Source organism: Actinoplanes awajinensis subsp. mycoplanecinus (assembly GCF_001509495.1).
Taxonomy (GTDB): domain Bacteria; phylum Actinomycetota; class Actinomycetes; order Mycobacteriales; family Micromonosporaceae; genus Actinoplanes; species Actinoplanes palleronii.
The window spans coordinates 1-353 of record NZ_LLZH01000184.1; the positions used below are offsets into that span (position 1 = coordinate 1).

General features: G+C 64.9%; 1 protein-coding gene. It reads right to left on the bottom strand.

The window, feature by feature from the left end; genetic code table 11:
- Window positions 1-353, bottom strand: a 353-nt coding sequence (locus tag ADL15_RS20590; protein WP_157441483.1) for a condensation domain-containing protein, incomplete at both ends; no start/stop codon positions are given.

A 353-nucleotide genomic window follows, 5' to 3' on the forward strand; every position in this document is an offset into this window, starting at 1 on the left:
AGCGGGTGGTGTGCCATCGAGCGTGCCGGGTTGAGCACCTCCACCAGATACTCGAACGGCACATCCTGCTGGCCGTACGCGGCCAGATCCACCTCACGCACCCGATCCAGCAACTGCCGGAACGACGGCTCCCCGGACACATCCGTACGCAGCACCAGCGTATTGACGAAGAAACCCACCAGGTCGTCGAGCGCCTCATCCATCCGACCCGCGATCGGGCTACCGATCGGAATGTCCTCACCGGCGCCGAGACGACTCAGCAACGTCGCCAGACCGGCCTGCAACACCATGAACAAACTGGTCCCACTGCCACGGGCGAGCTCCACCAGAGCCCGGTGCAGATCCGCGTCCCA